Source organism: Myxococcus qinghaiensis (assembly GCF_024198215.1).
Taxonomy (GTDB): domain Bacteria; phylum Myxococcota; class Myxococcia; order Myxococcales; family Myxococcaceae; genus Myxococcus; species Myxococcus qinghaiensis.
On record NZ_JAKCFA010000007.1, the window covers coordinates 53,566 to 79,462 of the forward strand.

Annotated in this window: 20 protein-coding genes; 7 read left to right on the top strand and 13 right to left on the bottom strand. The window is 68.8% G+C overall.

The window, feature by feature from the left end:
• Window positions 1-35: 35 nt before the first annotated feature.
• The gene (locus LZ199_RS14195) at window positions 36-335 is read left to right on the top strand and encodes a DciA family protein (protein ID WP_253994222.1); all 300 of its coding nucleotides are present in this window, start codon (window positions 36-38) and stop codon (window positions 333-335) included.
• Window positions 332-1,939, top strand: coding sequence for a CAP domain-containing protein (locus tag LZ199_RS14200; RefSeq protein WP_253994223.1), 1,608 nt, complete (start codon window positions 332-334; stop codon window positions 1,937-1,939). Before LZ199_RS14195 ends, LZ199_RS14200 begins: the two co-directional genes overlap by 4 nt.
• Before the next feature lie 75 nt (window positions 1,940-2,014).
• Here LZ199_RS14200 and LZ199_RS14205 read toward each other — a convergent pair whose 3' ends face one another.
• Window positions 2,015-2,248, bottom strand: coding sequence for a hypothetical protein (locus LZ199_RS14205; RefSeq protein ID WP_141648765.1), 234 nt, complete (start codon window positions 2,246-2,248; stop codon window positions 2,015-2,017).
• A gap of 355 nt (window positions 2,249-2,603) precedes the next feature.
• On the opposite strand from LZ199_RS14205, the gene LZ199_RS14210 reads away from it, so the two are divergent.
• Window positions 2,604-4,742, top strand: coding sequence for a lytic transglycosylase domain-containing protein (locus LZ199_RS14210; RefSeq protein WP_253994224.1), 2,139 nt, complete (start codon window positions 2,604-2,606; stop codon window positions 4,740-4,742).
• A 182-nt stretch (window positions 4,743-4,924) separates the two neighbouring features.
• Here LZ199_RS14210 and cmk read toward each other — a convergent pair whose 3' ends face one another.
• The 3 genes from cmk to LZ199_RS14225 are packed head-to-tail and all read right to left on the bottom strand — an operon-like array spanning window position 4,925 to window position 7,700.
• Window positions 4,925-5,617, bottom strand: coding sequence for a (d)CMP kinase (cmk, locus tag LZ199_RS14215; protein WP_253994225.1), 693 nt, complete (start codon window positions 5,615-5,617; stop codon window positions 4,925-4,927).
• On the bottom strand, window positions 5,614-6,705 hold the full coding sequence (hisC, locus tag LZ199_RS14220) for a histidinol-phosphate transaminase (RefSeq protein ID WP_253994226.1): 1,092 nt from the start codon (window positions 6,703-6,705) through the stop codon (window positions 5,614-5,616). Before hisC ends, cmk begins: the two co-directional genes overlap by 4 nt.
• Window positions 6,706-6,731: 26 nt before the next feature.
• Window positions 6,732-7,700, bottom strand: a complete 969-nt coding sequence (locus LZ199_RS14225; protein ID WP_253994227.1) for an acetyl-CoA carboxylase carboxyltransferase subunit alpha — start codon at window positions 7,698-7,700, stop codon at window positions 6,732-6,734.
• 102 nt (window positions 7,701-7,802) lie between these two features.
• On the opposite strand from LZ199_RS14225, the gene LZ199_RS14230 reads away from it, so the two are divergent.
• A complete protein-coding gene (locus tag LZ199_RS14230) occupies window positions 7,803-8,498 on the top strand; it encodes a tetratricopeptide repeat protein (protein ID WP_253994228.1) in 696 nt (231 codons plus the stop codon).
• 200 nt (window positions 8,499-8,698) lie between these two features.
• On the opposite strand, the gene LZ199_RS14235 is transcribed toward LZ199_RS14230, so the two are convergent.
• The 6 genes from LZ199_RS14235 to LZ199_RS14260 form a co-directional block, all read right to left on the bottom strand.
• The gene (locus LZ199_RS14235; RefSeq protein WP_253994229.1) at window positions 8,699-10,666 is read right to left on the bottom strand and encodes an ArsA family ATPase; all 1,968 of its coding nucleotides are present in this window, start codon (window positions 10,664-10,666) and stop codon (window positions 8,699-8,701) included.
• A 289-nt stretch (window positions 10,667-10,955) separates the two neighbouring features.
• The gene (gene nla6, locus LZ199_RS14240) at window positions 10,956-12,401 is read right to left on the bottom strand and encodes an enhancer binding protein Nla6 (protein ID WP_253994230.1); all 1,446 of its coding nucleotides are present in this window, start codon (window positions 12,399-12,401) and stop codon (window positions 10,956-10,958) included.
• Window positions 12,402-12,479: 78 nt separating this feature from the next.
• Window positions 12,480-13,100, bottom strand: coding sequence for a sensor histidine kinase (locus LZ199_RS14245; protein WP_253994231.1), 621 nt, complete (start codon window positions 13,098-13,100; stop codon window positions 12,480-12,482).
• 262 nt (window positions 13,101-13,362) lie between these two features.
• Complete coding sequence (locus tag LZ199_RS14250; RefSeq protein ID WP_163864698.1) at window positions 13,363-13,815, bottom strand: deoxycytidylate deaminase; 453 nt, start codon at window positions 13,813-13,815, stop codon at window positions 13,363-13,365.
• Between the two features lie 63 nt (window positions 13,816-13,878).
• Window positions 13,879-14,751: a S1 family peptidase gene (locus LZ199_RS14255; RefSeq protein WP_253994232.1), complete on the bottom strand. Its 873-nt coding sequence runs from the start codon at window positions 14,749-14,751 to the stop codon at window positions 13,879-13,881.
• Window positions 14,752-14,876: 125 nt separating this feature from the next.
• Window positions 14,877-17,123: a PrkA family serine protein kinase gene (locus LZ199_RS14260; RefSeq protein ID WP_253994233.1), complete on the bottom strand. Its 2,247-nt coding sequence runs from the start codon at window positions 17,121-17,123 to the stop codon at window positions 14,877-14,879.
• Between the two features lie 337 nt (window positions 17,124-17,460).
• Here LZ199_RS14260 and LZ199_RS14265 point away from each other — a divergent pair, with 337 nt between their 5' ends.
• Complete coding sequence (locus tag LZ199_RS14265; RefSeq protein ID WP_253994234.1) at window positions 17,461-18,981, top strand: Hsp70 family protein; 1,521 nt, start codon at window positions 17,461-17,463, stop codon at window positions 18,979-18,981.
• A gap of 21 nt (window positions 18,982-19,002) precedes the next feature.
• Here the strand turns inward: LZ199_RS14265 and LZ199_RS14270 are convergent, their stop codons facing one another.
• Window positions 19,003-21,006 carry a protein kinase domain-containing protein gene (locus tag LZ199_RS14270; RefSeq protein ID WP_253994235.1) on the bottom strand — a complete coding sequence of 668 codons (2,004 nt, stop codon included), beginning with the start codon at window positions 21,004-21,006 and terminating at the stop codon, window positions 19,003-19,005.
• A gap of 194 nt (window positions 21,007-21,200) precedes the next feature.
• On the opposite strand from LZ199_RS14270, the gene LZ199_RS14275 reads away from it, so the two are divergent.
• Window positions 21,201-23,450: a carotenoid oxygenase family protein gene (locus LZ199_RS14275; RefSeq protein ID WP_253994236.1), complete on the top strand. Its 2,250-nt coding sequence runs from the start codon at window positions 21,201-21,203 to the stop codon at window positions 23,448-23,450.
• Window positions 23,451-23,453: 3 nt separating this feature from the next.
• Here LZ199_RS14275 and LZ199_RS14280 read toward each other — a convergent pair whose 3' ends face one another.
• Window positions 23,454-24,500, bottom strand: a complete 1,047-nt coding sequence (locus LZ199_RS14280) for a HEAT repeat domain-containing protein (RefSeq protein ID WP_253994237.1) — start codon at window positions 24,498-24,500, stop codon at window positions 23,454-23,456.
• 132 nt (window positions 24,501-24,632) lie between these two features.
• Here LZ199_RS14280 and LZ199_RS14285 point away from each other — a divergent pair, with 132 nt between their 5' ends.
• Window positions 24,633-24,962 carry a hypothetical protein gene (locus LZ199_RS14285; protein WP_253994238.1) on the top strand — a complete coding sequence of 110 codons (330 nt, stop codon included), beginning with the start codon at window positions 24,633-24,635 and terminating at the stop codon, window positions 24,960-24,962.
• A gap of 49 nt (window positions 24,963-25,011) precedes the next feature.
• Here LZ199_RS14285 and LZ199_RS14290 read toward each other — a convergent pair whose 3' ends face one another.
• Complete coding sequence (locus LZ199_RS14290; protein ID WP_253994239.1) at window positions 25,012-25,821, bottom strand: hypothetical protein; 810 nt, start codon at window positions 25,819-25,821, stop codon at window positions 25,012-25,014.
• Window positions 25,822-25,897 lie beyond the last annotated feature (76 nt).

Below are 25,897 nucleotides of genomic sequence, written 5' to 3' on the forward strand. Positions count from 1 at the left end.
GGCTTTCAGGTTCTCACGAATCATCATCGCGCGCGATGGCCCGTGGCGAGCCCAAGTCCCTGGAGAGTCTGCTACCCCGCGTCCTGGCTCGCCTCGCGGGGGAGTCGGGCCGGGGGCATGCCCTGGCCCCCGTGTGGGCCGCGGTGGTGGGAGCACACATCGCCCGCCACAGCTCCCCCCGCGCGCTGGAGGGCGGCACCCTCCTCATCGCCGTCACCAGCGCCGAGTGGGCCCGCACCCTGGAGGTCGAGGCCACGTCCCTGTGCGCGCAGCTCAATGAGCGACTGGGCTCGGGCACGGTGAAGGCGCTCTCCTTCCGCTGGGACAACCGATGAAGTTCGTCCTCGCGCTGGCGGCGCTGCTGGCCGCCGCGCCCAGGCCCCCGTCCCCCGCTGGCCCTCCCGCCGCGCCCGCCCGCTCGGCGGTGGAGCTAAGAACCCAGCCCCCGGAGCGCAAGGCCCCGCTGACGCCCTCCGAGTCGATGGAGCGGCAGGCCGCCCAACATGTCGTGCGGGAGTTCGAGCGCGTGGGACGTCGCGCGCCTGCGGAGGACCCCGCGCTGAGCGTGGCCGCGCGAAGGCTGGCCGTCGACGCGCTCAGTGGCGCCTTCACCGGAGCGCCGGACCTCTTCACGCTCACGGAGGTCATCAGCGACGCGGGCGCGGCGGATCCCGCCCCCCGAGCGCTCGTCATCCGCGCGTGGGCCCACGCGCATGCGCTGGAGTCGCTCAAGGCCCGGACCGACCTCAACACGGAGCGGGCCTCCCACTTCGGCGTGGGCGTGGCCCTGGTGGACAAGCGCGCCGCGCTGGTGACGCTGCTCACGGACCGCAAGGCGGAGCTGAAGCCGTTTCCCCGCGTCATGCCCGGCGAGCGCGCGGTGCAGACGCTCTGCGGAAGGCTGACGCCCCCGCTCCAGGCGCCGGAGATCTACGTCACGCGGCCGGACGGCGAGGTGAGCATCGTTCCCCTCACCCGGCGCGGGACGGGGGGCTCCGACTTCTGCACGCGCCTGGACTTCCTCAAGCCCGGCACCTACACGGTGGAGGTGGTCGCCCGGGGCGACGCGGGGCCGGAAGTCACCTCCCTCTTCCTCACGCAGATTGGCGACGTGCGCCGACGCGGCGAGCGAGAGAACAACGTGGAGCCCACCACGGTGGAGGAGTCGCGCACCGCCCTGCACGAGCGCATCAACGCCCTGCGCCGGGCGCACGGGCTGGTGGAGCTGATGCCGGACCCGGTGCTGGAGCGCGTGGCCCAGGGCTACAGCACCCGCATGACGACGGAGGGCTTCTTCGCGCACATCGCGCCGGACGGGAGCACGCTCACCCGTCGCCTGCCGCCGGGCTCGCGCTACGGCCGCGCCGGGGAGAACCTGGGGCAGGCCGCGGGGCCGCTCGCCGCGCACTTCGGCATCGAGCACAGCCCGGGCCACCGTCGCAACCTGCTGGACCCGGGGTTCCGCTTCATGGGCGTGGGGGTTGTCCTGCGCAAGGTGGCGGGCGGCCGCTCGGAGGCCACCGTGACGGAGGTCTTCACCGCCGCGTCGCCCGCCTCGGCGGACCCGGAGAATCCCCAGCAGGAGGCCTATGACGCCCTGGCCCGGTGGCGCTCCGCGAAGAAGCTGCCGCCCCTGGCCCGCAGTCAGGTGCTGGAGTCCCTGGCGCTGGCGCACGCGAAGCATGCGCTGGAGCTGGACCAGCCCGCGGCCCAGCCCGGCGAGGCGCCCCTGCACGAGCGCGTGTTCCAGGTGCTCCCGGACGCGGGGACGGCCTCGGTGGATTTCTTCGTGGTGGGGGACCCGGCCTCGCTCCCCGAGTCCCGCAGCGTCACCGAGGCCACCAACAACCGGGTGGGCGTGGGCGTGGTGCGGGGGGATTCGAAGCGATTTGGCGCGAAGCAGTACTGGGTCGCCGTCATCTACGCCGCCGTCCAGTGAGGCGGCGGGTGCTGCCCGTGTGGGGCGCCCCTCTCTATTACGGGGCCTCCCCTCACACGGTGAAGCGGCTGTGAATCAGACGGGACGGCGCTGGGTGGCGTAAGCCTCGAGGCCCATCTGCGGCGGCGCGGCGTGCTGATACATCGGGCACTTCATGCACGTGAAGGACTGCCACCCACGCCGGACGGCTTCGTCCAGGCAGTTGTCATATTGGTGGCAATTCAGATTGCGATGCGTCTCGACGCCGGCACGCTTCGGCCCGGCCTCGGGATTGATGGTTTGCGGCAGATCGGCTGGACACGGCTTCATGGAGCCCTCCCTCTGTGCTGTTTCCCCCCCGAGCGCTGTGAACGAGCAGTGTTACCGGACGACAGGTCCCGCCTGGACGACGACGGACCGGGGTAGCGTGCAACGGCCGCGCAAAGTAGTGATGCACCCCGGGTGACGCAATGGGCCGACTTCAATGACCCAAGACCACGTAATCGCCTGAACGCTTTCAGCGAATGCAACGGGTCAAGAACAGTTTTTTGGACTGGCCCGATGGCGCGCGGATTTAGGACTTGTCGGCCCCGCTGTCAAACCACCCCCCTGGCGTGAGAGGGGAATGATTGCGGCAGCCGTCTCGTTGGCAGGCCGCAAAGCCGCGTGGTGAAAGGAAGAACACATGAGCTGGCTGGTGACAGTCACGGGGTGGGCGCTGGGGGTGTCCCTGGGACAATCCCCGACAACCCTGGAGGCCGTGCGACTTCATCAGACCGAGGCGACCTCGCTGGCCGAGCGCGAGTGGGCCACGTGTGTGCAAACAAAGTGTCCGGATGCGGGGAGGCTCGGCCTGCTGGCGGGCACGCTGGCCCTGTCCGACGGGAGGGCGGCCGAGGCGCGCGACATGCTGGCGGCCGGCCCTGCTCCCGCCCTGCTGGAGCCCTACCGCGCCTTCTACCTGGGTCAGGCGCGCTTCTACGCCGGGGACGCCGCTGGGGCCGCCCTGGACTTCACGCGCGTGCTGGAGGCCCCTGGAGCCCCCCTGGACCTCGTCACGAGGGCCCGGGCTCGCCTGGGTGAGTCGCTCCTGAAGGCGGGCAAGGCGAAGCAGGCGGCGGGCGTGCTGGAGGCGGCGGTGAAGGCCACGCCCATCCCGGAGCTGCTCTTCCAGCGGGCCCAGGCGCGGGGCGAGTCGGGCAATCGCGCCGGGCAGCAGGCGGACCTCATGACGGTGGCGCTGCGCTTTCCCACGCACCCGTACGGCGACGAGGCGGTGAAGTGGCTCACCGAGGTCCGCCGCCCCGCGGTGCGCCTGGGCTTCGCGGAGCGCACGCAGCGCACCGAGGGCTTCCTGAGCGGCGGCGCGTCGCAACGGGCCCTGGAGGAGCTGGCGACGCTCGACGGCGAGAAGCTCTCGAAGGACCAGGCGGCGAAGGTGTCCCTGCTGCGAGCCAAGGCGCTGTTCGCGCTGGGCCGCGCGGAGGAGGCGAACCAGGCGCTCGTCCTCGCCCAGAAGGGGCCCGCGAGTGTCGCGGCCGACGCGGAGCTGCTCGTGGCGCGGCGGGCCCTGCGCGCGGACGACAACGAGAAGGCCCGGACGTTGATGGCGGCGTTGGACAAGAAGTACGCGTCGCAGTCGGCGGGTGAGGAAGGCGCCTTCTTCGCGGGCTGGCTCGACCTGCAGGGGGGCCGCTTCGCCGAGGCAGCGAAGGCCTTCACCGCGCATGGGGAGCGTTATGCGCGCTCGCGGCGGCGGGACGAGGGCCTGTGGTTCCGCTCGCTCGCGTACCTGCGACTGGCGGACTACGCGCAGGCCCGCGCGTCGCTGGAGTCGCTGGTATCCACCTTCCCGAAGAGCAGCCTCGCCCCGCAGGCGCGCTACTGGATGGCGCGCAGCCGCGAGCTGGGCGGCGCGGGCGCGGCGGAGGTCAGCCCGGAGTACGAGCGCCTCATCACCGTGGCGCCGGCGTCGTTCTACGCGCTGCTGGCTTCGGAGCGACTCAAGGAGCTGGGACGCGTCGCCCCGGCCAGCTTCCCGCGTCCCCCCTTGTCGCTGGAGCTGCCGCGCCCGCCCGAGCTGGCGCTGGCGGTGGAGCTGACGCGCGCGGGGCTGTTCCGCGACGCGGCGGAAGAGGTGGAATCCCACGTCGCGCGTCTGCGCTCGGCGGACCAGGCATTGCCCTTCGCGCACGCGCTGATGGGCCTGGGCGAGTTCGGCCATGCGCACACGGTGGCCGCGCGCCACCTGTGGGGCCGGGCCTTCGGCGCACGCGAGCCGGATGCGCTCGCGGCGTTCTACCCTCGGGCCTTCTCGAACGCGGTGGAGCAGGCGGCGACGGCGCACAAGGTGGACCCGTTCCTCGTGTGGGCCATCATGCGGAGGGAGAGCGCCTTCAAGCCGGAGGTCATGAGCGCGGCGGACGCGCGGGGGCTGATGCAGATCATCCCCAAGACGGCCACGGAGATTGCACGGAAGCTCGCGGAGCCGGACCCCGCGCCCGCGGACCTCTTCTCGCCGGACCGGAACATCCGCTACGGCGCCTGGTACCTGTCGCGGTTGATGGAGCGCTTCTCGCATCCAGTGCTCGCCGCCGCCGCGTACAACGCGGGGCCGAGCGCCGCGGCGAAGTGGGCCCAGGAGCGAGGAGACCTGCCGCTGGACCTCTTCGTGGAGTCCATCCCCTTCCGGGAGACGCGCGGCTACGTCAAGCAGGTGGTGGCGGACCTGTTCCTCTACCACGCCTTCTACGACGCCCAGGGCGCGCAGCCCCGCCTGTCGCTGGTGGTGCCCGCCCCCTTGAAAGAGGGCGTCACCTTCTGAGCAGGCCCGACGCGGGTGGAGCGCCGAGCGCCCTACCCGCGCGCAACCATGAGAGGGAGGGCGTCACCGTCTGAGCACGCCCGACGCGGGTGGAGCGCCTGAGCGCCCTACCCGCGCACTGCCATGCGAAGGAGGGCGTCACCGTCTGAGCACGCCCGACGCGGGTGAAGCGCCTGCGCGCCCTACCCGCGCGCCGCCATGCGGCGGAGAATCTCCGCCTCCATGGAGTGCACCACCTCCGACAGCGGCAGGCTGCTGGAGTCCACGCGGATGGCGTCCTCCGCGGCCTTCAGCGGAGCCACCGCGCGCGCGGAGTCATCCTTGTCGCGCTTCGTCTGGTCCGCGAGCACGTCGTCGAGGCTGCTCTCCACGCCCTTCTGGAACAGCTCCTCGAAGCGGCGCCGGGCGCGCACCTCGGGGTTGGCCTCCAGGAAGAACTTCGCGTCCGCGTCCGGGAACACCACCGTGCCGATGTCGCGACCTTCCAGGATGGAGCCCTTGGTCGACTCCAGCGCCAGGCGCCGCTGGAGCTGGAGCAGGCCCGCGCGCACCACGGGACGCCCGGACACCTGCGACGCGGCCATGGAGATTTCAGGCGAGCGGATGTCCCCCGACACGTCCTTGCCGCCGAGGAAGACGCGGTTCTCCTCACCCACCACCTGGAAGTGGATGCGCACGCGCTCCAGAAGCTCACCCAGGCGCGCGTCGTCGTCGTAGGGGATGCGCTCGTGCGTCGCCATCAGCGCCACGCAGCGGTAGATGGCGCCCGTATCGACGAGGGCGAAGCCCAGCCGGCGCGCCAGCAGCTTGGACACCGTGGACTTGCCAGCACCGGCGGGCCCGTCGATGGCGACGATGAAGCAACGTGCGCTCACGCGAGCACCTCTCTCAGTGCATTCACGCACCGCTCGTTCTCCGACGCCGTCCCCACGGAGATGCGCAGGCAGGTGGGGAAGCCCCCGCCCGCGAAGGGCCGGACGATGACGCCCTTGCGCAGCAGCAACTCGTACAGCTCGGTGGAGGAGCGGCGGAAGTCCGCGAACACGAAGTTCGCGTGGCTCTTCGTGAGGGAGATGCCCAGCTTCGGCAGCTCCGCCTCGAAGTAGCGCAGGCCCGCGCGGTTGTTCTCCCGCGTGCGCTTCACGTGCTCGGTGTCCTCCAGCGCCGCCAGGCCCGCCGCCTGCGCCACCACCGTCAGGTTGAACGGCATGCGCGTGCGCTGCAGGTACATGGCGAGCTTCGCGTCCATGACCCCGTAGCCCAGGCGGATGCCCGCCAGCCCGTGAATCTTGCTGAAGGTGCGCAGCGCCACGACATTCGGATGGCGCCGGAACAGCTCCACGCCGCTGACGTAGTCAGGCCAATCGACGAACTCGAAATAGGCTTCGTCGTAGGCAATCAGCACCTCCGGAGGCACCGCCGCCAGGAACGTCTCCAGCTCCTTCCGGCCGAACGCGGTCCCCGTGGGGTTGTCCGGATTGGCCAGGAAGATGAGCCGCGTGCGCGGCGTCACCGCGCGGGCCATGGCCTCCAGGTCATACTGGAAGCCCTCGCGCATGGGCACCTCGACGAAGGGCCGCCCGTGGGCCTGCGCGGAGATGCGGTACGCGGAGAAGGAGTTCTTGCACAGGAGGATTTCGTCCTCCGGCGTGGTGAAGGTGCGGATGAGCAGCTCAATCAGCTCGTTGGAGCCGCTGCCCAGCACCACCTCCTGCGGCTGCACACCCAGGGACGCGGCCAGCCGGCGCACCAGGTGGAAGGAAGTGGCATCCGGATACAGATGCACCTGGGTTGCCGCCAGCCGCATGGCCTCCAGCGCGCGCGGGGAGGGCCCCAGCGGGTTCTCGTTGGAGGCGAGCTTGATGACGCCCGTCAGGCCGAACTCGCGCTCGGTCTCCTCGATGGGCTTGCCCGGCACGTACGGCTTGAGCGTCTCGACATGGGAAGGAACGAGTGGTCGCATGGTGGTGGAGGCCTTGGAGTCGTGCCTCAGCGACCGGAGAACACGCCGAGCGCGCGGAACTTCGCGTAGCGGTCCTTGACCAGGCCGTCGGGCGACAGCTCGGCGAGCTGGCCCAGGTGCTTGCGCAGCACCTTGCCCAGCGCCTCGGCCGCCTTCGCGGGGTCTCGATGCGCGCCACCGGCGGGCTCGGGCACCACCTCGTCGACAATCTTCATCTGGAGCAAATCGGGCGCGGTGAGCTTCATCGCATCCGCCGCCTTGTCCGCCTTGGTGGCGTCACGGAAGAGGATGGAGGCGCAGCCCTCCGGGGAGATGACGGAATAGACGCTGTTCTGGAGCATCAGCACACGGTTGCCCACGCCAATGGCGAGCGCGCCGCCCGAGCCGCCCTCACCCACCACCGTGGAGATGATGGGCACGCGCAGCCCGCTCATCACCTCCAGGTTGACGGCGATGGCCTCCGCCTGTCCTCGCTCCTCCGCGCCGATGCCCGGGTAGGCGCCCGGCGTGTCCACGAAGGTGAGGATGGGCTTCTCGAAGCGCTCCGCCAGCTCCATGAGCCGGCGGGCCTTGCGGTAGCCCTCCGGGCGCGGCATGCCGAAGTTGCGCGCCATGTTCTCCTTGGTGTTGCGGCCCTTCTGGTGCCCCATCACCATCACCGGCTTGCCGTCGAAGCGGGCGAAGCCTCCGACAATCGACGGGTCCTCGCCGAAGTGCCGGTCTCCGCACAGCTCCACGAAGTCGGTGAACAACAGGCGGATGTAGTCCAGGAAGTAGGGGCGCGCGGGGTGGCGGGACATCTGCACCACCTGCCACCGCGTCAAGTCACTGAAGATCTCCGTCTGGAGCTTCTTCGCCTTCTTCTCGAGCTTGGAAATCTCCGAGGTGAAGTCCGCGGAGCCACCCGTGGACAACGCCTTGAGCTCATCGATCTTCTTCTCCAGCTCGATGAGCGGGCGCTCGAAGTCGAGCGCGTAACTGATGCCGGTTGCCATGGCGCGGAACTAGCACCAGGGTAAGGCACCTTTCAACGCGCAAGCGGTTACGCACCGCACCGTGTCACGCTGCCGGACACCTTCTGTCCCATTCGGAGCGCCATGTTTCTTGCCCTGCCGCTGCTCGTCCTGGCGCTGACCACCCCTCCGGCCCCACCGGCGCCCCCCTCGGCCAAGGCCCTCAACACGGAGGGCTTCCGCCTGTACCAGGCCGGCCGCTACCCGGAGGCGCTGGAGAAGTTCCAGGCGTCCGCCAAGGAGGACCCGGCGTACGCCCTGCCCCGCTACAACGCCGCCGCCACGCTGGGCGTCCTGCGCAAGAAGGGCCAGGTGTGCGAGTACGGCGCCCACCGGGACGTCATCGTCGAGCACCTCTCCCAGGCGGTGCGGCTGGACGCGCGCCGGCTGGCCCGCGCCCGCCAGGACACGGACTTCGACGGCATCCGCGACACGCTGGGCTGGCAACGGCTGCAGGGGCGCATCCCGGAGCGCGAGGCGGACGTGCCCTTCCTGCTGCGCGCCGTGTCCTGGTACGGCCCGGGCGTCGGCGTCTACGGGAGCACCCAGGCGCTGAGCTTCCGCCCCCGAGGAAAAGTCGTCCTCCGCACGCGCACCGTGGACGCAAGCGGCCAGGCCCAGCGAATCGAGCTGGGAGGCACGTACTCGGTGAAGGGCCGCCAGGTGGAGCTGCGCCTCAAGGGAGAGGCCCCTGTCACGGGAACGCTCACGGAGGCCGGAGCGCTCACCTTCCCCAAGCTCGGAACGTTCACCGACGCGCCCTCGGAGTGCGACGCGTGAGCCGTACCGCGCCCGAGTGCTGACCAGCCACCACTCGGAATGACGGGCCTCGCACGCCTACACGGACGCCTGGAGATGAGTGCTTGGCCCGCTCGGGTGAGAGGGCCAAGGTGCCAGCGGGGGCGGACGGGAGCGGGCCTCGGCGGGCGTCTACAGGTGGGAGGCCACCAGCATCATGGCGGGGCCCCCACCTCGCTCTTTCAGGCAGCCTTGATCTTCGCGGCGGGCGGAGACAGCGCGTACCACGCCGTCCGGAACGCCTTCAGCTCGCGGAGCCCGGCCGGGTGACGGCCGAGGGCCGGCGCCATGGTGACGGGCAGACCCAGCTTCTTCTCGATGGCCTTCGCCGCGTTGAGCTCCAGCTTGCGGCGGTTCTCGCACTTCTCGCAGGTGGACTTGGGACCCACGCGGTTGACGAGGATGCGCTCCACCGGGAGCTTGCGCTCCTTCAGGTACTCCACCACGCGCTCGGTGCGGGACGCGGCCAGCTCCTCGCCGCGCGTGACGACGACGAAGCGCGCCTCGGTGGGAGACGCCAGCGCCTCCTCGAAGCGCTTCGCGTGCTTGATCATCCCCGCGATGTCGTCCGCCAGCTCGCCCAGGCCCTTGGCCCGGTGCTTGTTGAGCACGGTGTGCAGCGCGCCCAGCCACGTCTTCGCCGTCTCCGCCAGCTCGACGACGCGCACGGAGTTCACCACCGGCGACGAGTCCACGACGATGCGCTTGAAGCGCTCCTGCACCAGCGCGTCGGTGAGCACGCTCATCGCCGCCAGCTCGTCGATGCCCGGGGGCGCGCACTCCAGGAGATTTCGCAGGTAGAGGAGATCCGCGGGCACTTCGCTGCCCGCCTTGGGCGCGCCCTCGAAGGCCTTCTCCGCCTTCTCCTTGAGCCGCTTGCGCAGGGCGTTGAACCAACCCGCCATGTCCAGCTCGCGCGCGTACAGGCCCTTGGTGCCCTTCACCTGCGTCTCGGTGTCCGTCAGCCGGCTCTGGAGCACGTCCGACAGCGAGTGCGCCGGATCCGTGGAGATGAGGAGCACCGGCCCCTCCTTCTCCGTCAGCGTCACGGCGGCGGCGGCGGCGCAGGAGCTCTTGCCCACCCCGCCCTGCCCCACGAAGAAGATGAGCCGGGTGGGCGGCAGCGGCGGCGCGGCGATGGGCGGCATGGACGGCGCGCGCACCAGGGCCGGAGGGCCCTCCGCGGCGGCGAACTCCAGCGCCTTCGTCTCCTTGCCACCCGCCCACGCCTTGGCGAGCAGGCCCACGCCATCCAGCCCGCGCGGCGCCACTTCACGACGACCCAGCAGGTGGACCGGCACGGCCTTGTCCAGCGCCTGGAACTTGCGCACGTGCGGCGCCTGAAGACCCCGGCGGCCCTGACACGCGGGGCAACCCTCGTGGTCCTCCACCTGGTTGACGACGATCTCCGTCACCGGCAGCCCGCGCTCACGCAGCTGGGTGAAGAGCATGCGCGTCTGCGCCTCGGGGACCGGCTCCGCCAGCGCCACCAGGTGGAACGCGGTGCGCGCGGGGTCCTTCAGCAGCCCCAGCAGCTTCTCCGCCTTCTGCCCCAGCGCTTCCAGGTAGGTCGGCTCCGCCGCGGCGGCTTCGGCCTTCTTGCCCTTGCCCGTGGACGCCGCCGGCTTGTCGCCGCCCGCCTTCACCAGGCCCAGGAACTTGCGCAGCCCCACCGGCAGATCGAACAGGCGCAGCGTGTGGCTCGTGGGCGAGCAGTCCACGACCACCCGGTCGAAGTCCTCACCCTCCAGCAGCGACACCACGTGGAAGAGCCCCACCAGCTCCTCCAGCCCGGGGACGGCCTGCTGATACAGCGAGCCCAGCTCCTCCTCGGAGAAGTGGGTGCCCTTGCCAGCGGCCTTCTTCAGCGCGGGCAGGTAGTCCGCCAGGAACGGCTTGAGCAGCGCGGCCGGCTCCAGCTCCAGGGCCCAGACGCCACCCTCGCCCTTGCCCGCCACCAGCTTCGAGGGCTTCGCGGAGAGCTTCTTCTTCAGCAGATCCGACAGGGAGCGCACCGGATCCAGCGAAACGAGCAGCACCCGTTCCTTCGGGACCTCCTCCGACAACCGCAACGCGTACGCCGCCGCGAGCGTGGTCTTCCCGACACCGCCCTTGCCGCCGAAGAAGTGAAGAACTCGCGCGTCGCTCATTGCGTTGTGGCCTTCCTTGTGCCCCCCCGGTGGCACTCTGATGCACACTCCTGATTTGCCGTGAAGAAGGCGTCGGAGTTTGCCCGGTGCGTCGACCTGTACGGCCGGGCCATCCCTGTGGGTGGGAGTCGACCACAGAATCCCTTGTCCAGAGGTCAAAAGTCAAGAATTGACGCGGGGTTTCGCGGAGGGTCGGCCCCTCTCGGCACCTCCTGCCAAGGCCTTCTTGACGCCCCCTCCGAGCCGCTCCAACAGCGCGGAATCCGGAGGGGATTTCCTACCCGTCAGGTCAGCGGGCGACCAGGTTGTGGGCGCTCAGGGGGCCATCGCTTCCCTGTCCGCCCATGGGCCCGCTGTCGCGCGAGGGCCCGCCTTGCTGGGTGCGCGCCTCCGCCGCATAGCGATTGAGCTTGTTGTAGAGCGTCTTCTCGCTCACCCCGAGCACCTCCGCCGTGCGCGCCTTGTTGTTGCCATTGCGCTGGAGGCTTCCCAGGATGTACTCGCGCTCCACCGCGTCCAGGCTCAGGCCAAAAGGCAGACGGAACGTGTGTCGCTCCGGGCCCTTGCCCGCCATGTCCGGCGGCAGGTGCTCGCGGGTGATGAGCTCCCCGTCGCAGAGGATCACCGCGCGCTCCACCGCGTTGCGCAGCTCGCGGATGTTGCCCGGCCACTCGTAGTTCTTGAGCACCTCCATGGCCTCCGGGTGCACCCCGGACACGCGCTTGGCCGAGTCCCCGCGGAACTTGTCCACGAAATGCTGGACCAGGATGGGCACGTCCTCGCGCCGCTCGCGCAGGGGCGGCAGGTGGATCTGGAACACGTTGAGGCGGAAGTAGAGGTCCTCGCGGAACCGCCCGTTCTTGATCTCCTGCTTCAGGTCGCGGTTGGTGGCGCACAGCACGCGCACGTCCACCTCGAGCTCCACCTTGCCACCCAGCCGGCGCAGACGGCTCTCCTCCAGCACGCGGAGCAGCTTGGCCTGCAGGTCGATGGGAATCTCTCCCAGTTCGTCCAGGAACAGCGTGCCGCCGTGGGCCAGCTCGAACACGCCCGGACGGCGCTGATCCGCGCCGGTGAAGGCGCCGCGCTCGTGGCCGAAGATCTCCGATTCGATCAGCGTGGCGGGGATGGACGCGCAGTTGATGGCGATGAAGGGCTTGTCGCGGCGCAGGGACAGGTTGTGGACGGCGCGGGCCACCACTTCCTTGCCCGTGCCGGACTCGCCGCTGATGGACACGCTGGCCTTGGACGGGGCCACCTTCTCCACCAGCTCGATGACCTTGCGCATGCCCGCCGACTGGGCGATGAGGTCGGAGGAGCCCAGCTGCTTGAGGCGACGGCGCAGCGTCTGCACCTCGCGCAAGGTCTCCTTCTTCTCCAGCGCGCGGTCGATGCAGACCTTCAGGCGCGCGGTGTCGAGCGGCTTGACGATGAAGTCATACGCGCCCTCGCGGATGGCCTCCACCGCCGCGTCGATGGTGCCGCGGCCCGTGAGGAACACCACCGGACAGTCCGGCAGCTCCTCCTTCAGGTTGCGCAACAGCCACAGGCCGTCGGTCTCCGGCATCGCGAGGTCGGACAGGACGACGTCCGGTCGGAACTCGCCAGCCTTGCGCAGAGCGTCGTGCCCGTCGAAAGCCGTCTCGACCTTGTGGCCCCAGGTGCTGAGCATCTCCGCCAGCGCCTCGCACGTGTCGCGTTCGTCGTCCACGGCCAGGATTCGTGCGCTACCCAAGATGAAGACCTCCGGTGCTGCGTCGTGACGCGAATGGGGGATGACTTTGAAGGAGAAGCCTGGCGCCCGGTACAGCCCTCAAGCGCGAGGAAAGATGAGTCGGCAGGAACCACCACGGACGTGAAGGTCCACGCCCAACTGCGAGCAGCGCAGCCCCAGGGCCGCCACCGCATCCTCATGCGCGGGCGAGCTGTCGCCCCCGGTGTCCTCCACCTCCAGCACCGCCACGGAGCCCTCCGCGCGCACCGTCACGCGCACCGAGCCCCCGCCTTCAGCCCGCCGGAAACCCCGCAGCAACGCCTGGATGACGAAGAAGCCCAGCTCCGAGGTGTCCGCCAGGCGCACCAGCACGCCCGCCTCCACCGCCACCTGCACCGTGGCCCGCCGCTTGCGTCCTTCGTGGGCCACCACGCCCAGCGCTCGCGTCGTCGCGTCGGACAAGTCCACCTCGCCCGCCGTACCACCCCGAGTAACGATGAAGTCGGAGAACTGCCTCAAGATTCCGTCCACGCGCTGAATCTGGTCGCGCAGCGCCTTGAGGTTCTTCTCCTGCGACGGCGGCACCTGGCCGGTCTCCGCCTTCAACTTCTCCGACAGCACCTCCAGGTGGATGGCCATCGCATTGAGGGGGTTGCGGACGTCGTGCAGCAGGCTGTCCATCAGCGTCTGCACGGCGCCATAGCGGGCAGCGCCCACCACGGGATCCGTCGCTTCCTGGACACGCACCACGCTACTGGACACAGCCGTCGAGCTAACCAACGGAAACTCCTCGGGTTTTTCGTCTCCCTCTCCCGCCGCCACCCCACCGCCGGGCAAGAGTTAGGGAGCCTGTTCCACAACGTCAACCCTGGGTCGGTAATTCTTGCCGGACTTGGCAAATTCCCGAGTGGAGTCAACGACTTGCGATGACTCCTGAGTGTTGCGCAGGTGACGTTTTCCGAGGTGCTCGCCGGCAGCCCGTTCAGGTCGAGGTCGCGGGAGGACGCGCGCCCTCACCCAGGCCCACCAGCTCCAGCTTGAGCTGGGAGGCGACCTCGAAGATGCGAGGATCCCGATAGAACTCGCCGAAGACGATGCGCACGAGGCCCGCGTTGGCGATCAGCTTGAAGCAGGGCCAGCAGGGGCTCGCCGTCGTGTAGATGGTCGCCCCGTCAATCGCCACGCCGTTGGTGGCGGACTGGATGATGGCGTTCGCCTCCGCGTGCACCGTCGCCACGCAGTGTCCGTTCTCCATCATGTGGCCCACGTCATCGCAGTGCGCCAGGCCTCGGATGGAGCCGTTGTAGCCGGTGGACAGGATGGTTCTTCCACGGACGATGACGGCGCCCACGTGCTTGCGATCACACGTGGCCCGCGTCGCCACCTGCTTGGCGATATCCATGAAGTACTGGTCCCACGAAACACGTCCCGACATCCGCTCGCCTCCTGGCCCGAGCAGATGTAGCGCGCACAGGACAGCTGTCGACAAAAAGGCGGCTCAGCGCCCCGCGGCGTGAGCGACGCCTCCCTCGCCGGGCAGGCTGCGCTCCAGCAAGCGCCCGAAGCCCTTGGCTTGCAGGAACTGTCGCACCTTGGTGCTGGGCGCGGCGAACGTCTCACCGGGCATGGGCACGTCGAAGCTGTAGCTCTCCTCACGCACCGCGAAGTCCACCTGCGCGGTGCGGTAGCCCTCCACGATGGCCAACAGTCGCCCTGTCTCCAGGCTGAAGATGCCGCCGCCTGACGCGCCATAACCAATGGGCGCGTCCGTCTTCACCATCCTCGGACGCCGGGACTCCCTGTCCCACTCCACCTGGGACAGCATGCCGCCAGACAAGGACAGCGCGCGGCCATAGGGCGACGCCGCCACGACGACGTCCTCTCCCAGCTCCAGCTCCGCCTCGTCCGCCAGCTCCACCGCGGGCAGCGACAGCCCCGGCACCTTCACGAGCGCCAGGTCCAGGTCCGGCACCTGGCCGGTGGCCACCACCTGGCCCACGTGCGTCTCCACATCCGCGCGGCGGTCCACCAGCACGTTGAGCGTCGGGGACTTCAAGTCGTCCATCACCACCGCGTGCGCATTGGTGACGACCCAGGCCACCACGCCGTCTTCACTCCGCTCGGAGCCCACCACCACGCCGGAGGCCGTGCGCCGCACCTTGTCCGCCTCCGTGATTTGCAGGCGCACGTTGTGCGGGAGGATGCGGCGCACCATCTCCTTGCGCGTCGGCCTCGCGGGCTCCGGCGTGGACACCCGCACCACCTCCAGGGGCGCCTGTGGCGCGGAAGCGCTGGCGGGAGGCGGCGACGCACCGGCACACGATGCGAGGGCGAGCAGGGCGACGGGGGCGCCCAGGAGGAAGCGGGTCATCGACTCTCCGGGATGAAGGACGGCGCTGAGACTGCGAACTCGCTTGCGACGTCCATCTTCCCCACGCCCTGTCCCCATTGGAAAGCAGACGCCCTACAGGGGCCGGTCGCCTGCTCGCTCGCGCATCACGCGTAGCGCTTCTTCATCAAGAACAGGATGGCGTCCTTCGCGCAGTACTCGCAGTAGCCGTAGCGCTCCGCCATCGTCTTCAGCGTGCTCTGCACCTGCGTCTGCTCGCGCGTCGACAGCTGGTTGCGGTCCTCGGAGAGGTACTTGAGGACGTTCTCCTTGTTCTTGCGCAGCACCCGCTTGCGCTCCTCGAAGTAGTGGTCTCTCAGGCGCTTGAACATGTCCGGGAAGATGCGCGGGTAGTCCATGGCCAGGTCCGGGTTGTCCAGCCGGTGCGCGCCGATGGAGGAGATGAGCCCGCGGCGGAACTCGGAGACCTCTTCGCCTCGCGGCATGACAATGGCCTCCACCTCCTGCATGCGCTGCTCGTCGGGCTTCTCCATCTCGCCCGTGATTCGGTTGCGCATCTTCTCGCCGCGCACCCAGTGGCTGACGCCCTGGATGTAGCGCTCCACCAGCTCGCGGTACTGGCCCTCGGAGACCAGGCCCATGGACTCACGCACCTCGGTGTCCACGCGGTCCAGGTACTCCGCCTCGACGACGCGCACGAACTCCTCATGGTCGTGGTACCCATCCACCACCTCCTGGAGCAGGAACTCGTAGACGCTCTTGTCCTTGCAGATGGACTCCAGCTCCTCGAGCACCGCCAGGCCGTTGAGGCACTTGTAGTCGGGGTTCTGCGCGGCGTTGAACAGCGCCGTCTTGATTTCGCGCGCGCTCGCGCCCATGCGCCCCTCGTAGTTGGGGTACGAGTCCGACTCCGTGAAGAGCTCCTCGCGCAGCTTGCGCAGCTCCTTGGTGTTGGCCAGGCTGAGCCGGTCCGGCGGCGCGCCCTCCTCGTACAGGTGCAGCTTCTCCACCGGCGTGACGTGGTCGATGAGCTCCTTCACGTCGCTGGGGTAGCGCTCCGGAATGGGCTTCTTCAGGCGCGTGAGCACCGCCCACATCGCGGCCAGCGCCGTCGCGTGCGGCGCCACGTGCTTGCCCACCGTCGTCGCGGACACCTGCGTGTCGTAGATCTGCTGCTCGGTGCGGTAGCGGCGCAGGTAGGGCACGCGCACCAGCTCGATGCGCCCCTTGAACGACGCGAAGTCCGGCAGCTCCTTGAAGGCGCCCAGGTGCTTCTCGTTGGACGACGCGATGAGCACTTCGTCCAACTGGAGGACGAACGGCTCCAGCGGCACCTCGCTCGTCTCGCTGAAGCCCAGCAGGTACTTGAACGCCTCCAGCGGGCGCTTGAGCAGGTCCGAGTACTCGATGAGGCCGCGGTTGGCGTGCACGAGCGGTCCGTGGGGCTCGAAGAGGACGGTGCTGTGCAGCGGCGCGGGCACGTTGAGCTGGGTGCGGTCCGCGGTGATCTGCTGGACGACGGCGTCCACGCTCATCTGCGGCTCCACCGTCACCGTGGCCACCTGGTAGCGGCGCGACACGTAGAAGCGCTCCACCTGGACGTGGCGCATCACCTTCAGCCAGTCACCGTTGTAGGAGTTGAGCAGCGCCGTGTAGATGCGGCGGCACTTGGAGCACAGCTCCCCGTCCCGCACGTAGTCGGACAGGATGAAGTCCCCCGACTCCCCGTCCCCGTTCCCCAGCCCCTTCTTCTTCAGGGCCGCCTCCAGCACCTTGCGGCGCTCGCCCGGAGGCATGGCGAACATCGGATGGTCTCTCAACTCACACGGCATCCGCAGGTCGATGGACTCCGCGTCCAGGTGCGCGAAGGTCGTCAGCTCCCCGTTGCTGTCCGTGCGCTCGCCGAAGCCGATGGAGCCCTTGATGAGCTTCTCCGAGGGGAACACCCAGGCGATGCGGTACAGCGCGCCCTGCGGCAGCCAGGAGTACGTCTCCATGCCGGACTTGAGCGCGTTGACGAGCGTGGACTTGGCGCTGCCGTTGGGGCCATGCAGGAAGATGAGCTTGTTGATGCGGCCGGCGCGCACGAAGTTGCCGAGCACCCGGTAGATGGCGTTCTGCACCTCCTCCTGCCCCGCCACCCGGCCATCCCTGTCACTGCCCTCCGCGTCGAAGACCTTGAAGCGGCGAATCGTCCCCGTCGGGTGCGGCACCGTCTCCGTGCCGAAATGGTCCATCACGTCCCGGAGGTACTGCGCCGCGTTCCGCGCCTGGGCGCGCGGATCGTTGATGAAGAGCGACAGGTACTCCTCGAAGGACAGGATCGAACGGTTCTTGACGAAGTCGGCGTTCACCTGCGTGCCCACTTCCTGCAGATAACCCTTCGCGTCCACGGTGGCTCTCCTCGTACGGGTCAGTTCTCGCTCGTAACGCCCCCGGTGCGCCGCTGCCGCCGGTGGCCCTCCCAAGACATTTCCGCCCGGCCTGCTGGAAGTCCAGGGCCCTTTGACGTCATGTCATCCAGCCCACGCGCTCGCGCCACTGCCCGCTCACCAGGGGAGAGAGTGGCCGGGTTGGACTTTTCGCTCGACATCGTGCGGGGTTCCAGGGTTTTGCCAGGAGCCAGCCCGGAGGCGGCGGGCCCGCCGGGTGTAAGCATACTCGCGTGAGGCCCGGGGGTGAGATACGGTCCAACCCTTCTCTTCGGTGCCCACCCGGAGTCCAAACACGATGCACAAGGAGCCCATCATCGGCATCGACCTCGGCACGACGAACTCGTGCGCGGCGATCGTCGAGGACAGCGGGAACGTGAAGCTCATCCCCTACAAGGGCGGTGAGTACACCATCCCCTCCATCTTCGCGATTGACGACAAGGGGAACGAGCTCATCGGCTACGAGGCCAAGCGCCAGTGGCAGCTCAACCCGCGCAACACCGTCTACGGTGCCAAGCGTCTGGTGGGGCGCACGTTCGGCAGCGACGTCGTGGAGACGATGAAGAAGGTCGTGGCGTACAACCTGCGCCCCGGCAAGAAGAACGAAGTCACGTTGGACGTGGGCAAGAAGGAGTTCACCCTCCAGGAAGTCAGCGCGAAGATTCTCGGGAAGATTCGAGAGGTCGCCTCCAACTACCTGAAGACGCCGATCAAACGGGCGGTGGTGACGGTCCCCGCGTACTTCAACGACCGGCAGCGTCAGTCGGTGAAGGACGCCGGCAAGCTCATCGACCTGGACGTCGTGCGCATCATCAACGAGCCCACGGCGGCGGCGCTCGCGTACGGCGTGGGCAAGGGCCTGAAGCAGAAGGTCGTCATCTACGACTTGGGCGGCGGCACCTTCGACGTCTCCATCATCGAGATTCGGGACCGCGTCTTCGAGGTGAAGGCCACCGGCGGCGACGTCTTCCTGGGCGGCATCGACTTCGACAACGCCATCATCCACCACGTCCTCAAGGACTTCGCGGCCAAGACGGGCATCGACCTGGCGACGGACCCGGTGGCGATGCAGCGCATCAAGGACCTGGCCGAGCGCACCAAGATTGATTTGTCCGCGCGCGACGAGGTGCCCTTCAACATCCCCTTCATCACGATGACTTCCCAGGGCCAGCCCCTGAACATCGAGATGAAGTTCACCCGGAAGATGTTGGAGCAGCTCACCAACCACCTCGTGGACCGCACGCTGCAGATGGTGGCGCGCGTGCTGGTGGACTCGGGGCTGTCGACCCGGGACATCGACGAAGTCATGTTGGTGGGCGGACAGACGCGCATGCCCGTCGTCCAGGACCGGCTGACGAAGTTCTTCGGCAAGCCGCCCAGCAAGGGCGTGCACCCGGACGAAGCGGTGGCCATTGGCGCGGCGCTCTACGCGCACTCGCTCCAGGACGACACCAACCTGCGCATCCAGCTGCTGGACGTGATTCCCATGGCCATTGGCCTGGAGAAGGCCGGCGGCGCCTTCCACGTCGTCTTCCCGCGCAACGCGCCCATCCCCAACGCCAAGCAGCTGATCGCCACCACCAGCATGGACAACCAGACCGAGCTGGCCATGCGAATCTTCCAGGGCGACCACGACGTGGTGGTGCGCAACGACATGCTCGGCGAGTTCACCTTCTCCGGCATCCAGCAGGCCCGCGCCGGCGGGGTGCAGGTGGAGATCACCTTCGATGTGAACATCGAAGGCATCCTCACCATGCGCGCCAGGGACCCGGCCACCGGCCGGGAGATGAACACCACCGTGCGGGTGACGCAGAGCTGAAGCGCCCCGCCGTCCCCGCTCCTACCGGGACGGCAGCGCCGCCAGCCTCGCCTCGCGGGTGTCCTCGCGCTTCTCCGACACGATGAACGGCGTGGAGTCCTCGGGCGTCACGTCCCGGGGCGCCTCGCCGCGCAGCAGCTCGTAGACGGTGAGCGACGTCGTGGCGCCGTGCAGCAGCTGCTCTCCCAGCGGCGCGTAGACGAAGGGCTCCTTGGCCCGCGCACGCGTCCTGTCGCTGAGGAGCACCTGCCCTCGCCGCGCCAGGCCCGCGAGCTTCGCGGCCGTGTTCACCACCTCGCCCAGCACCGTGTAGTCGAGCCGCCCCGACGCCTTGGCGCCGATGCTCCCGGCCACCAGGTCTCCCGAGTCCAGGCCTATGCAGACGCCGTGCGCATAGGGCGCATGGACGCCGCCGCGCGTGGCCAGGAGCTCCAGCTGGCGGCGGATGGACAGGCACGCCTCCATCGCCTGGTCCACGTGCCCGGGGCCCCGGAACACGGCCATCACCGCGTCCCCGACGAACTTGTCAACCGTGCCGCCGCGCGCGAGGATCTCCGGGACAATGGCCTCGAAGTTGGCGTTGAGGCGCCGCAGCGACTCCGGAGGCGCCTGCTGGCTGAGCACGGGCGTGAAGCCGTCCACGTCGATGAAGACGACGGTGCCCTCCACCCACTCGCCCGCCATGTCCTCGGTGCCCTGCAGCATGGGGGGAATGCGCTCCAGCACGCCGCCGGGGACGAACATGCGCAACAGGCCGTTCTCCTCCGTGTAGCGCACCGTGCGGCGCAGCTCGCGCACGTGCTTGAGCGTCTTGACGAGCGTCGCCTCCATGTCCGGGAAGTCGATGGGCTTGGTGATGAAGTCGAAGGCGCCCCGGTTCATCGCCGTGCGCAGGTTGCTCATGTCGCCATACGCCGAGACGATGACCACGCGGGTGAGCGAGCTCACCTCACCGACGCGGGACAGGAAGGTGAGCCCGTCCATGCGCGGCATGTTGATGTCGCAGAGCACCACCTCGGTGTCGGGATTCTGGCGCAGCTCCTCCAGCGCCTCCTCGCCGTCCGAGGCGAAGAGGAACTGGTACACCGAGCGGCGGATCTGCTTGCGGAAGCTCTGCTCCATCAGCACCGCGACATCCGGCTCGTCGTCCACGACGAGGATTTTCGCCGGCCGTGACGGACGCCCGGCCTCCATCCGCGCGATGAAGTCCGAGGACAGCTCGTGCGCGGACTGGAAGCGCCGCGAGGGCTCCACGTCGAGCGCCCGCGCGAAGAACGCGTCCACCTCCGTGCCCAGCCCGGGCACCAGCGTGGACGGCGGCACGGGGGCCGGAGGCACGTTGCCCAGCCGGAGCTGACGCAGCGACTCCAGCGGGAACGGATGCTGGCCGGTGAGCGCGCGGTAGGCCACCACGGCCAGGGCCCACAAGTCACAGCGGTGGTCCAACCGGGGCGACAGGCCCCGCAGCTGCTCGGGGCTCATGTAGCGCGGCGTGCCCGCCATCTCCTCGTCCGGGTGCGGCTGGGCCGCGCCGCCTTGCGTCAGCAGCGCGAGCCCGAAGTCGAGCACCTTCACCACCTCGCCAGCGGTGCTGCGGGACAGGAAGAGGTTCGCGGGCTTGAGGTCGCGATGGATGACGCCCGCGGCGTGCGCGGCGGTGAGCGCGCGCGCGGCCTGGGTGAGCAGGCGCTCCACCATGGCGAGCGACAGTCTTCCTCGCCGGTTGAGCAGCGCTTCCAGGTCTTCACCCTCCAGCAGCTCCATGACGATGTAGGGCGCCTCGCCGGAGAGGTCGCAGTCGTGGACCTGGATGACGTGGGGGCTCTGGAAGCGGGCGATGGCCTGGGCTTCCCACTCGAACTGGCGGAGCGCGTGCGGGGTGGGCGCGCAGTGGCTGGCCATGAGCTTGAGGGCGACCAGTCGCTGGAGCTTGGGATCTCTCGCCACCCAGACGGTGCCCATTCCACCGCCCCCGAGCACCCGCTCCAGGACGTATCGCCCGCCGATGATTCGTGGCTGAGACATGTCTTGTTGGTTCATGTTTGGTGGCCCCGAGCGGCGCGATGATGGCACATGGGGTCCACACCCGGTACCCCGTCGCGGCCCCTCCCTACCCAAGCGGACGGGCCAGCTCATGCGAGGTGGAGAGGCCGCGCGTGTTAGCGTGCCGGCCCCGTTCCCCCGACACGATTTGCACCTCCCTACCCGTGGAGGCGTCCATGCACGAAGCGATCAAGCCCCCTCTTTCTCCCCTTCCCCACGCCGCCGCCCGCGACGACGAGCCCGCTCCCGCGCCGCCGCACCTGCCGGACGGAACCACCTACCCCGGCCTCGTCGTGCATCCGGGCGTGCGCCCGGGCATGCCGCGCAACGCGATGACGTCCGATCGGACGCCGTATTCAAAGGAGCCGCTGACGGTGCTCTCCGGCAAGCTGCCGCCGGATCTGCATGGACATGTCTTCGTCGCGGGCCCCAGCGTCCATGCGGGCTCGCCCGCGCTGGCCTCGGATGGGCTGGTGCTGCGGCTCGACTTCGACGGCGCCGAGGCGACCTTCAGCTCCGCCATCATGGAGACGCCGTCGTTCTACGCGCGGGAACCGGTGAACGCGGGAGCGACTTCTCGGGGCCCCATCACCCGCTACCTCAACGAGTTCCGTGAGACGACGCTCTCCGACGTGAGCATCGCGCTGGGCGCGCAGGAGGCCCCCAACACGGCGCCGTTCCTCGTGGAGGGTGAGAACATGTTGCTGGTGACCACGGACGCGGGGCGCCCGTGGGCCATCCACCCGATGACGCTCAAGGCGTACACGCCGCTCGGCTATCTGCGCGAGTGGAAGCCCGCCATCCCCACGCCCTGGGCCTTCCCGCTGCTCCAGAGCACCGCGCACCCCGCGTTCGCGCCCGAAGTGGCCGAGCCCATCTCTCCCCGGGAGACCGAGTCACAGCAGAAGCCTCGCCTCTTCTTCACCAACCACGCCCCCAAGTGGCCGCTCGGTGAAGGCTGGACGCACCTGTCGAGCTGGGACACGTGGGAGAACCGGCTGCACCACTGGGCGCTGATGGACGCGGCGACGGGCAACCCGGTGGTGGCGCAGTCGCTCCATCAGATCGCCGTCACGCGCGACTACGTCGTGCTGCTCGACAGCAACTTCCCCATCAACTTCTGGACCATCGCGGTGCAGGCGGCGCTGCCGGGGATGACGCGCGTGCAGCGACTGGTGGATAGATTCACCTCCGAGCGCGCGTACCCGCAGGCGGTGTTCTGGGTGGTGAAGCGCTCGGACCTGCGGCCCTCCCCCGGAACGCTGTCGCGGGACGACCCGCCCCGGATTCCGGCGCATCGCTTCCAGTCCGGCGGGGGCGGCCTGCACTTCGCGGCGCGCTACGAGAACCCGGACGACGTCATCACCCTGGTCGCGGGACACTCGCCGTCCGAGGACCTGTCCCACACCATCAAGGAGGGGGACCTGCTCATCAATGGCCGCCGCGCGCAGGCCTACCAGGAGGGCATGCCCACGGCGGTGCCGGTGACGCGCAGCTCGCTGGGGGTGCACCGCATCGACATGCGCAACCGGCGCATCGAGTCGCGCCTGCACTCGCACGACAACTTCACCTGGGGCCTCACCGTCTTCTCCAACGCGGGCCTCGTCAACGGCGAGCTCGAGACGAACCTGCGGCTCTATCTGCGCCAGAAGTGGCGCTCACCCACACCCGACGACAACGACGGGGCGGAGCCGAACTGGGTCATCCCGGATGACGAACTGGCCATCTACTTCAACTCGGATGGGTTCGCGGCGGACATGGTCCCCGAGTACGTCTACCAGCTCTACAAGCCCATCGTCGGAGACAAGAGCGGCCTGCCCATCCAGGAAGGCCGGGCCGCGAGCTTCTTCAAGTTCTACGTCAAGTCGGGCCGCTTCGACGGCTACGTGTTGCCCACGGGCTGGTTCGGCTTCGCGCCGCAGTTCGTGCCCAGCATCAAGCTGCCGAAGGTGCCGTACTGGAAGGGCTACGTCGTGGCGCTGGTGGTCTCCGACCCGACGCCGGACCTCCCCGAGAACTCCACCGGTGACGAGGTGTGGATCTTCGACTCGGAGAACATGAGCAAGGGGCCCATCTGCCGACTGGGCAGCAAGAACTTCGACGTGGGCATGACGTTGCACACCACGTTCCTTCCGCCCGGGCTGGGAGAGATTCTCGACGGCCACGTGCCGGAGAATGGAGGCCCGCAGTACTGCGTGGACGTTCGCGAGGACTACAACGTGGACGCGATGAAGAAGGCGTACGCGGACTGGCTGCCGGGCCTGTTCCCCCGCGTCCCGAGCGTGCTCTTCGCGCCGTGGAGGCTGGGAGTGAGGTGGGCGCTCAACTTCCCGAAGCTGCGCAAGGTGTTCGAGGAAGAGGTGTACCCGAACTTCCCGCTCCAGCGCCCGCGGTCGCCTCCGGGCAAGGGTGGCAAGAGGGACTGAGTGTCACCCGGCCTGGAACGTGTCGGGCTCCGCCAGCTCGAAGTCTCCCTCGGGGGAGACGAGGACCGCTCCCCCGAGGCACTCGATGTAGAGGCGGCCATCGGAGAGCCATCCGGAACACTCGGGCGCACCGGGAAGCTCGCGCCAGAACTCCGCGCCGAAAGTCTCTCCCTGGGGAAACACCCGGTACAAGCGCCCTTCGTTGCCGCCAAGATGGGCCAGTCCCGTCACGACGATGATGTGTGGCCCCAGGCGATGGATGCCCCACACATTGCGGTGGAAGACATGCGTTTCCGTGGCGTCGTCCCGCTGGTGAACCAGTTCTCCACCCCACTCTCCTCGCTCATCACCCAGCAGGTATCCATCTGAGACCCGCAGGCCGCAGCGGGGCTTCTGGCTGACCAGCTTCATCCGCCAAGGATGTTCGTTCGTGTCGAGCACCTTGGCGGCATAGATCCGCTGCGCGAGCGAGATCGCGGGAAGCTCGTCCGGGCCCAGGTCGAGAAACGGCCTGGAGGGGACCTTCAGGCGTTCGCCCCTATGCACATGCCAGAAGAACTCGGAGGTAGATGGCTCCTCGGGATACGACGCCTCGCCGCGGATGACCCGGATGGCCTGAGAGGCCGCCTCTCGCACTGGCGGATACCAATGCCCCACCGCGAGGCGCTCAAGCGGCCTGAGGGCCCGCTCGGCATGGAGCCGCCCAAGAGCGCGGGCCGAGGCTCTGACGCGCCGCCAGTCGGAGACCTCCGCGAGCTGCGAGATGAGGACGTCGGTGGCCTCGGCGTATTGGATGAAGCCGAGCGTCAGGGTCGCGGCGACTCTTACCTCCCAGTCGTCGCTGGCCAATGACTCGACGACGACGACCCCTGCGGGGCGCGCATGCACACCGAGCTTCGCGAGGTCGCGCAAGCTGCCTTCTCTGTCCTTTCCCTCCTTGAGCTTCTCGATGAGTTCTTGAGTCCTGAATGAGCGTCTTTGCGCGCCCCAGGTGAGGTTCTTCCGGACGAAGGTGCCCACTGCCGTGAACAGGGTGGAGCCCAATTCCATATCTCCCATGGGAGTGGCCGGCCAAATCCTATCACTTCGGTGCCCCTGGGCGCGAAGCCTTGCCGCTGACTTGTCCTGGCGGGAGCGCTCCCACTAGTCTCCGCGCGCTGACCCAGACACGGAGGCAACACCATGCGCTGCATGCTTTCGCGGTTGACGTATGGGCTCTTGGTGGTGGTCGGGTTGATGGGATGCGGAATCGAAGACCCTGAAGCGACTCCCGAAGAGGAGTTCCAGGGGTCGGTGGAGCAGCCCATCTACAACGCGCGATGCCAGACGGATCACGCGGGGTACCAGACGGGTCGCTGCCTCGACGTCATGTATCTCAACTCGTGTCAGTACGTCCTGTACACGTCCGCGAGCACGAACTGCATTACAGGGATCAAGCACAACAGCCAGTTGAAACCGCTGTGCGACATCTACCTGAACTACAACTACTGTCAGGACCCCCAGGAAGACTGAGTGCCTCACCCGAGCGCCACGCGAGTCCATTCCGTGCGGCGCTCGCGCTTCACTCACTCGCCATGACGGTGCGGGTCGCGTTCTCGAAGAGCGCGTCGGGCACGGAGGCGAGGACTTCATCACGGCCTCCCTCCACCCAGGCCCAGCGCGCGCCCAGCTTCGTCACCAGCCCCAAGGTTCCACCCCGAAGCCGCGCGATGAAGTGCCGCGCCTGGCCCTTGCCACCATCGACACGCCACAGCACCGTGTCGAGGTCCGGCGAGGGCGTGCCCGCCGTGAGCAAGGGAGCAATCGCGGCCTGACACTCCAGCCGGAGGATGCGCGCGTCCAGCTCCACGAGGAAGTCGTGCACGCGCAAGTCACCGCGCGTCTCCGGCTCGCTCAGGTACTTCACCACCCGAGCCACCGCCGCGGTGAGGTGGACATACGTGTCCTTGCCGCGACAGAGCGCCGCCGCCGCGCCCGCCGTGCGCCGGGCCACCGCGAGCGCATCCGTCTCCTTGGGTTCGGAGCGGGAGTCCGCGATGAGCCGGTGGTAGGCGCGGCCCGCGTGGCTGGTCAGTTGCTTCTGATGCCCGAGCGAGAGGGACTCCTGTTGCGTGAGGCGCGAAGGCTTCGCGAGGAACTCACGCACATGGTCCAGCACGCGTCGCGCGACGGCCTCCTCGAACCGGTCCGAGAGGTGCGGCGCGACGAGCGAGGAGAACCACAACCCCAGCTCCACCTGCCCCGCCGCCGGACACACGGGACGCGGCCCGCCCAACGCCCACGGACCCGTGGGCCGGTCTTCCGGGCTCGCGGCCTGGAGCGCCGCCTTCAGGATGATGTGACAGTGGGCCAGCTCGTCGACCGCCGCCATGCACGCGCTCCTCCGTGGCCTGATTCTCGGGTACGTGCTCCCCTGCCCTCAATCCCTTCGTGAGCGCCCCGCCTCC

Excerpts from the sequence above, each read along its gene's own strand:
- LZ199_RS14195 (WP_253994222.1), top strand. The coding sequence starts at position 36 with ATGGCCCGTGGCGAGCCCAAGTCCCTGGAGAGTCTGCTACCCCGCGTC.
- LZ199_RS14200 (WP_253994223.1), top strand. The coding sequence starts at position 332 with ATGAAGTTCGTCCTCGCGCTGGCGGCGCTGCTGGCCGCCGCGCCCAGG.
- LZ199_RS14205 (WP_141648765.1), bottom strand. The coding sequence starts at position 2,248 with ATGAAGCCGTGTCCAGCCGATCTGCCGCAAACCATCAATCCCGAGGCC.
- LZ199_RS14210 (WP_253994224.1), top strand. The coding sequence starts at position 2,604 with ATGAGCTGGCTGGTGACAGTCACGGGGTGGGCGCTGGGGGTGTCCCTG.
- hisC (WP_253994226.1), bottom strand. The coding sequence starts at position 6,705 with ATGCGACCACTCGTTCCTTCCCATGTCGAGACGCTCAAGCCGTACGTG.
- LZ199_RS14225 (WP_253994227.1), bottom strand. The coding sequence starts at position 7,700 with ATGGCAACCGGCATCAGTTACGCGCTCGACTTCGAGCGCCCGCTCATC.
- LZ199_RS14230 (WP_253994228.1), top strand. The coding sequence starts at position 7,803 with ATGTTTCTTGCCCTGCCGCTGCTCGTCCTGGCGCTGACCACCCCTCCG.
- LZ199_RS14235 (WP_253994229.1), bottom strand. The coding sequence starts at position 10,666 with ATGAGCGACGCGCGAGTTCTTCACTTCTTCGGCGGCAAGGGCGGTGTC.
- LZ199_RS14250 (WP_163864698.1), bottom strand. The coding sequence starts at position 13,815 with ATGTCGGGACGTGTTTCGTGGGACCAGTACTTCATGGATATCGCCAAG.
- LZ199_RS14255 (WP_253994232.1), bottom strand. The coding sequence starts at position 14,751 with ATGACCCGCTTCCTCCTGGGCGCCCCCGTCGCCCTGCTCGCCCTCGCA.
- LZ199_RS14265 (WP_253994234.1), top strand. The coding sequence starts at position 17,461 with ATGCACAAGGAGCCCATCATCGGCATCGACCTCGGCACGACGAACTCG.
- LZ199_RS14270 (WP_253994235.1), bottom strand. The coding sequence starts at position 21,006 with ATGTCTCAGCCACGAATCATCGGCGGGCGATACGTCCTGGAGCGGGTG.
- LZ199_RS14275 (WP_253994236.1), top strand. The coding sequence starts at position 21,201 with ATGCACGAAGCGATCAAGCCCCCTCTTTCTCCCCTTCCCCACGCCGCC.
- LZ199_RS14280 (WP_253994237.1), bottom strand. The coding sequence starts at position 24,500 with ATGGAATTGGGCTCCACCCTGTTCACGGCAGTGGGCACCTTCGTCCGG.
- LZ199_RS14285 (WP_253994238.1), top strand. The coding sequence starts at position 24,633 with ATGCGCTGCATGCTTTCGCGGTTGACGTATGGGCTCTTGGTGGTGGTC.
- LZ199_RS14290 (WP_253994239.1), bottom strand. The coding sequence starts at position 25,821 with ATGGCGGCGGTCGACGAGCTGGCCCACTGTCACATCATCCTGAAGGCG.